Below are 6,073 nucleotides of genomic sequence, written 5' to 3'. Positions count from 1 at the left end.
TTCTTTGCTTACTTTCTTTGCAGCAGCAAAGAAAGTGAGTCCCGCCCCGGACAGGGGCAGAGCAAATAGACCGAAAATAAAACAAGCTCCATAGGAGCCTAAGTGCATCAAACGGCTTAAACAAACAAGCTACCCCACGGCGCCAGCATCAAAACCCTCGCCGCATCGCCCGCTCAGCAGCCCCCGTCTCCCCCCGCGGCACGAAAATATACCCCTGCCCCCACACGGTCTGCACATAGCGCGGCTCTGAGGGATCGGTTTCGAGCAGCCGCCGCAGACGCCAGATCGATACATCCAGACTGCGGTCGCGATACGAGCCCGCCTGCCCGCGCAGCTTCTCGTTCAACTGCGAGCGCGTCATCACGACCATCTCGTTCTTCACGAAGATCTTGAGCGTCGCGAATTCGCCGGAACGCAGCGGCACGCGCTCGCCATCGCGTCGCAATTCGCGCGCAGCGAAATCCACTTCGAACGGACCGAAGCGATACGGCGGCCGATTTTCCGGCGCACCCGGCGCCGCCGCATGACGGCGCCTCAGCACAGATCGAATACGCGCAAGCAGTTCGCGCGGATCGAACGGCTTCGCGAGGTAGTCGTCGGCGCCGAGTTCGAGGCCGATCACCCGATCGATCACATCGGCGCGCGCCGTCAGGAACACCACCGGAATGTCCTCGCCGCTGTCGCGCAATTCGCGCAGCGCGCTGATGCCGTCCTTCTCGGGCATCATCACGTCGAGCAGCACGATCGATGGCCGCTCGGCCTCGATACGCCGCTTCAGGCTGGCGCCGTCATGCAGCACCGAGACCGCGAAGCCGTGGGATTGAAGGTATTCGCGAACGAGGTCGCGCACGACGGGGTCGTCATCGACGATAAGCACTTGTTGAGTCATGCGATCAATTTTAAGACGCACGGCATTATTTTTGCGACAGCGTGCTGCTTTCCGTTTCTTACCGTTTGATGCAGTCATACAACGCGGCAATGCCGTGCCCGCAAGCCCTGTCCATCATGAGTTCTGGCATTCCAGCCCCTGAAACAAGGCCCTTTCCGCGTCATCGAAATGCGGCATTCACAACACACCGTAAGATTCCGTAATGGGGCCGCAACCGCAAAACAACGTTATTTTTGGGATGCGGTAATAAAATTTCAGGATGACTACATCGGTTCTGATCGTCGACGACGACCCCGTGGTGCGCGACCTGCTGTGCCGCTTCCTGAGAGCGCGCGGCCTCGACGTGTCGGTGCTGCACGACGGCAGCGGCCTGCGCAGGCGGCTGGATCTCGAACGTCCATCGATCGTCGTACTCGACATCATGATGCCCAATACCGATGGCCTGCAGGCGCTGCGCCAGCTACGCGCCGCCGGCGACGATATCCCCGTGATCTTCGTGACCGCGTGCGGCAGCGTGACTGATAAAGTCGCGGGCCTCGAATCCGGCGCTGACGATTACCTCGCGAAGCCCTTCGATCCACGCGAGTTGCTGGCGCGCATCGAAACGGTTCTGCGGCGTCGCGCGCCGGTGGCGAGCAAGCCCGAACCGCGTGCGCGCGAACGCTTCGGCCGCTTCGAGGTCGATTTCGTTACGCGCTCGCTCGTTGCGGGCGATGAGCGCGTGCCCCTGCGCGACAGCGAATTCGCGCTGCTGAAAGTATTCATCCGGCATCCATACAAGGTGCTGTCGCGCGTGCTGATTCACGATCTGGTACACAGCGACGACCTCGCGTTTCGCGACCGTGGCCTCGACGTGCCGATCTGGCGCCTGCGCCGCATCATCGAGGACGATCCCGCAAGCCCGCGCCACATTCAGACTGTGCGCGGGCAGGGCTACGTCTTCGTTCCCGATGCGGACGGCGAGCGCTTCACTCTCGAAGAAGCCCGCTCCCGATGACGCTGCGTAAGTCCGTCTTCCGCCCGTTCAACTCGCTGTTCGGGCGCATGGCGCTGATCTCGATCGCGGTGCTCGTCGTCGTGCAGGCGGGCTGGTTCACGATCCTCACGGTCCAGCGCCCGCGCCACGATGCCGACGGCTACGCGCGCGGACTCCTGCTCGTCATCGAAGCAGCGAACAGCGACGCGACGCTCGGCGGGCGCCTCTCGCGTGCGATGCGCGTGCATCTCGTGCCGGTCTGGAACATGCCGGCAACCGTTGTGCTGAGCGATCCCGCCAAGACGCGGATCGCGCGTCTCGCGCGGCAACTCGCGGAAGTGCTGCCCCCCGGTACGCAACTCGCAGTAGACACACGCGACGAGCGCGCGCCGCACCTCTGGGTGCGCTATCCGACGAGCAGCAACTGGATCGTCACGCCGATCGACCTGCCGCCGCCTCCGCCGTTCCTGAAGGAGACGATCGGGATGCTGCTCGGCGCGGTGATTTTGTCGCTCTTCGCCACGTGGCAGTTGCAGCGGCCGATCTCGCGCGTTTCGCAGGCGGCGCGGCGCTTCGGTGCGGGCGAGCGGCCGGTGCCTTTGGAAATTCACGGCCCGCGCGAATTGCGCGACCTGATCGGCGCGTTCAACCAGATGATGCGCAGGATCACCGATGCCGACGACGACAAGGCCGTCATGCTCGCCGGCATCGCGCACGATCTGAAGGCGCCGCTCACGCGCCTGAAACTGCGCACGAGCATGCTCGTCGACGATGAGGCCGAGCGCAGCCACTTCATGCGCGACATCGATTCGCTCACGCGCATCGTCCAGCAGTTTCTGGAGTTCGCGGCGCGCTCGCCGTCGCAAGGTCCGGAAGTCTCCGTCGATGCCTTTCTCGCCGAGCAGTTTCCGCTGCCCGAAGACGGCGACGCCGCGCTCTTCGCGCTGTCGCTCGAAGCGGGCGATGCGTTTCGCCTGCCGCGCACGTTCATCGACCGGCTGATGACGAATCTCGTCGACAACGCGCTCGAACACGGCGAGCCACCGGTCGAGATAGCGACGGCGCGGCGCGCGGGCGAGTGGATCATCGACGTGCGCGATCACGGCCCGGGCATTCCGGCCGATCGTATCGAAGACGCGTTGAAGCCGTTCGTGCGCCTTGATCCCGCGCGAGCCGGCGATGGTCACTGCGGGCTGGGGCTTTCGATTGTCGAACGGCTCGCGGGCGAATGCGGCGGGCGCTGCGAAGTGCGCAACGCGGAGGACGGGGGGCTCGTCGTCTGTATCGCGATACCGGTGGACCGTCGTGTTCACACGCAGGCGCTCACCACAAGGCCAACGACATGATGCCTTCCTCGATTCCTCGCGGCGCAACGCTCACGCGCCGCGCTTTCCTGCATGGCGGCGCGCGGGCCGCGCTGATGTCGGTCGCCGTATCGGGCTTCGGCGCGAGCCTGCTCTCGGCGTGCGGCGGCGCGAGCGACAACACGCAAGTGACCGAGACGCCACGCCTCGCATTCGTCGAAAATTTCCGCGACGTGAGCGGCAGCGGCGATGGTTATCCAACCGCCGACGGCAGGAGGTTGCGACGCGGCGTGTTCTATCGCTCGGGCGCACTGACATCCGACGCAAACGATTCCGCCACCCTCGACCGCTTGCACCTTCGCGTCGTGCACGACCTGCGCACGGTGAACGAAGCATCGCTCGCGCCGGACCGCGTGCCTTCGGGCGCGACGCGCGAACTCGCCGATATCGCCCCGCTGAACGCAGAAGCGTCCGCGCCCACGAGCGAAGCCGCCGCGCGCGCCTGGATGCTCGACGCGCAACGCCGCCTCGTCACCGATGCCACCGCGCGCGCGCATTTCGGCGCGCTCCTCACGCGTCTCGCGAACACGCCGGGGCCGCAGATCATTCACGGCTCCACGGGCAAGGACCGCACCGGCTGGGCGGCAGCGCTGCTGCAGGCAATTGCGGGCTCGCCGCTCGACGTGATCGTGCAGGACTATCTGCTGACCAATAGCGTCGCGGCATCGGCGATTGCGGCGCGCATCGAAGCGCATGCCGCACGCGCAAACGTGAACGCGGCGAGCGTCGCGCCGCTTTATCGTGCGGAGAGTGCGACGCTCGGAGCCGCATTCGATCAGATGCAGCAGAGCTACGGCACGCTTGCCGACTACCTGCAAAAAGGGCTGAACGTCGCGCCGGCCGATGTCGGAATGCTGCGCGCGAAGCTCGTGCTATAACGCGCCATCGCAAAAGAAAAAACGGCCCGCCCTGGAACAACAGGCGAGCCGAAGAGGGATGATTGCTGCGTAACGCTGCGAAGATTAGCATCGCGATCGCTTCGCACGGGGCCGAGGTAAGGCAAGGAAAGGAACACTCATTCCATTTGTACGACCACCATCCGGTCGACGAGCGCATTGAGCTTCTGGCTCGCGCTCGCGAAGCGGTCGACGTTCAGGCCGCGCGTCTCGTAGCGCGCCGTCACGAGGATGTGGCCGCGCTGCACGAGCGTCAGATCGATGGCTGAAAGATAGGCCGATGGCTGGTCATTGAACGCGCGGCGGTCCCAGTCGGTCGTCGCGGCATAGACGAGCATGGCCTCGCAGCCGGGCGGTGACGTGCCCGGGTTATAGACCATCGAGTTCACGCCGCGTCGCTGCAACGCGAGTTGCAGCGTCGGCACGAAGTCGCCCGCCGCGACGGTCTGGTTCAATTCGATGCACACCGTATGCAGCGACGCGGGCTTGCCAGTGACGTAAGAAGGCGACGAATAGTTCGACGCCACCGTGAAGCCCGCCTGCACGAGCGAACCGGCGGCATCGGCGGCGGAGATGAGCGTCCACGCGCAACCCGTCAGCAGGTTCGCGCAGGCCATCGCCATGCAGGGTGCGGCAAGCCGCGCAAGCATCGCTCGCCCTCAGCGCACGACGCGAAGACGCAACGCGTTCGTGCCGTCGATGCTGGCCGTCACGGCGACGCGGCGCGGCGCATCCCGTTCGTCGCTGCGGATCACGAAGTGCTGGCGCGTCGCGGTGTTGACGTCGTGCACGACGTTAGGAAAGCACGCGGCGATATCGGCGCCGAGTTCCTGCAACGGATCGGAGACAACGCCGTCCGCGCCCCAGTGCGCTTTCCAGCGGCAATCGTAAGCATGGCTGCTGGCGCGGCATGTGCCTTGACCGGGAGCGCCGGCGGGCATCAGCGGACGGGCCTGATCCAGCGTCGAAAACGACTTCGCCGCGACGATTTCCTTGAGCGCCGAACAGACGTCGGGAAGATCTTCCGCCGATGCGTGCATCGGCAGAGCGAAAGCGAAGAGCGCGCAGACGAGCGCGCGGGCGGACAGTGAAGAGACGGAACGTGCTTGCATGGGTTTCGATCGATGAGTGGCTTACATGGCGCGTCGGGGTAACGCGCATCGTCATGTTCAGCCAGGCCGGCGAACTGCAAAGCGGCAATCAAGGTTCGTATTCGCGAAGTCCTTTCCAGATGTTATCGACGCGAATGCGATACTCTCGATATGCCGTGCACTTCCAGACTCCGAACTCCATGCCCGTCTACGACTATGAATGCGCCGAATGCGGCCTCTTCGAAGCTACCCGCTGCATCGCCGAACGCGACTATCCGGCCGTCTGTCCAAATTGTCATGGCGCGGCGGCGCGTGTTGTCGTGGGTGCGCCTTCGTTGAGCGGTTCGCTATCGGAAGAGTCCGCGGGCTCGTACGGCATGAAGCATCGCGGGTCGTGTTCGTGCTGCTAGGCTGCTCGGCGCGCTACTTCAACCCCGCCGCCAGCCGCCGCCGCGCAAGCCATCGCACCGCCAGCAAACATCCCACCATCACCGTCAGCGAAAGAATCGTCGTCAACGTGCCGAGCGCGTAGATCACGGGCGTCGTGACCGATGTCGTCAGTCCCTGCAATTCGAGCGGCAGCGTACTCTGCTCGCCGATCGCCTGCGACGTGCGCGCGATCTCGTCCCACGACAACGTAAAGCCTGCAAACTACCTGACGGAGCTCGTGCCGCGCTGCTCGCTGATCGTCGGCGTCTACGAGCCGACCGGCGCCGCGCCGTGCGAGCATGACGAGCACGGCGCGATCCTCGATTGCATGGAAGCGCGCGACGCCGCTGGCGCGGTCGCGAACATGGACGCGCACCCACGCGCGACCGGTTCACGCTGAGGTGAGGAAATACGGGAGGCGAGCGCCT

7 protein-coding genes and 2 pseudogenes are annotated in these 6,073 nt (G+C 64.8%); 5 read left to right on the top strand and 4 right to left on the bottom strand.

The genetic code is table 11. From position 1 onward, the window contains the following. Positions 1–148: 148 nt before the first annotated feature. On the bottom strand, positions 149–889 hold the full coding sequence (locus AWB65_RS23245; RefSeq protein WP_087669372.1) for a response regulator: 741 nt from the start codon (positions 887–889) through the stop codon (positions 149–151). A gap of 259 nt (positions 890–1,148) precedes the next feature. On the opposite strand from AWB65_RS23245, the gene AWB65_RS23240 reads away from it, so the two are divergent. Genes AWB65_RS23240 through AWB65_RS23230 form a run of 3 tightly spaced genes read left to right on the top strand, consistent with a single transcriptional unit; the run spans position 1,149 to position 4,107 of the window. Then, a complete protein-coding gene (locus AWB65_RS23240; RefSeq protein WP_087669371.1) occupies positions 1,149–1,886 on the top strand; it encodes a response regulator in 738 nt (245 codons plus the stop codon). Then, positions 1,883–3,211: an ATP-binding protein gene (locus tag AWB65_RS23235; protein WP_235007729.1), complete on the top strand. Its 1,329-nt coding sequence runs from the start codon at positions 1,883–1,885 to the stop codon at positions 3,209–3,211. The genes AWB65_RS23240 and AWB65_RS23235 overlap by 4 nt, the downstream gene beginning before the upstream one ends. Next, positions 3,208–4,107: a tyrosine-protein phosphatase gene (locus AWB65_RS23230; RefSeq protein ID WP_087669370.1), complete on the top strand. Its 900-nt coding sequence runs from the start codon at positions 3,208–3,210 to the stop codon at positions 4,105–4,107. Before AWB65_RS23235 ends, AWB65_RS23230 begins: the two co-directional genes overlap by 4 nt. A 137-nt stretch (positions 4,108–4,244) precedes the next feature. Here AWB65_RS23230 and AWB65_RS23225 read toward each other — a convergent pair whose 3' ends face one another. Both AWB65_RS23225 and AWB65_RS23220 read right to left on the bottom strand, forming a co-directional pair. Then, a complete protein-coding gene (locus AWB65_RS23225) occupies positions 4,245–4,775 on the bottom strand; it encodes a hypothetical protein (RefSeq protein WP_087669369.1) in 531 nt (176 codons plus the stop codon). Positions 4,776–4,784: 9 nt separating this feature from the next. After that, entirely contained in the window at positions 4,785–5,237 is a 453-nt protein-coding gene (locus AWB65_RS23220) for a hypothetical protein (protein ID WP_087669368.1), read from the bottom strand. Positions 5,238–5,416: 179 nt separating this feature from the next. On the opposite strand from AWB65_RS23220, the gene AWB65_RS23215 reads away from it, so the two are divergent. Further along, positions 5,417–5,626 (top strand): FmdB family zinc ribbon protein, encoded by a 210-nt coding sequence (locus AWB65_RS23215; protein ID WP_087669379.1) that lies wholly within the window; start codon positions 5,417–5,419, stop codon positions 5,624–5,626. Positions 5,627–5,639: 13 nt separating this feature from the next. Here AWB65_RS23215 and AWB65_RS23210 read toward each other — a convergent pair. Continuing rightward, positions 5,640–5,861: pseudogene (locus tag AWB65_RS23210) on the bottom strand (ABC transporter permease); the annotation flags it as partial. 4 nt (positions 5,862–5,865) lie between these two features. Here AWB65_RS23210 and AWB65_RS23205 point away from each other — a divergent pair. After that, a pseudogene (locus tag AWB65_RS23205) lies at positions 5,866–6,045 on the top strand (GntR family transcriptional regulator); the annotation flags it as partial. Positions 6,046–6,073 lie beyond the last annotated feature (28 nt).

It is taken from the genome of Caballeronia humi, from assembly GCF_001544475.1.
GTDB classification, from domain to species: Bacteria; Pseudomonadota; Gammaproteobacteria; order Burkholderiales; family Burkholderiaceae; genus Caballeronia; species Caballeronia humi.
Note: the sequence above shows the minus strand (reverse complement) of the source record. Positions and strands in the feature narration are given on the sequence as shown.

Coding starts and splice junctions, on each gene's coding strand:
- AWB65_RS23245 (WP_087669372.1), bottom strand. CDS start 889: ATGACTCAACAAGTGCTTATCGTCGATGACGACCCCGTCGTGCGCGAC.
- AWB65_RS23240 (WP_087669371.1), top strand. CDS start 1,149: ATGACTACATCGGTTCTGATCGTCGACGACGACCCCGTGGTGCGCGAC.
- AWB65_RS23235 (WP_235007729.1), top strand. CDS start 1,883: ATGACGCTGCGTAAGTCCGTCTTCCGCCCGTTCAACTCGCTGTTCGGG.
- AWB65_RS23230 (WP_087669370.1), top strand. CDS start 3,208: ATGATGCCTTCCTCGATTCCTCGCGGCGCAACGCTCACGCGCCGCGCT.
- AWB65_RS23225 (WP_087669369.1), bottom strand. CDS start 4,775: ATGCTTGCGCGGCTTGCCGCACCCTGCATGGCGATGGCCTGCGCGAAC.
- AWB65_RS23220 (WP_087669368.1), bottom strand. CDS start 5,237: ATGCAAGCACGTTCCGTCTCTTCACTGTCCGCCCGCGCGCTCGTCTGC.
- AWB65_RS23215 (WP_087669379.1), top strand. CDS start 5,417: ATGCCCGTCTACGACTATGAATGCGCCGAATGCGGCCTCTTCGAAGCT.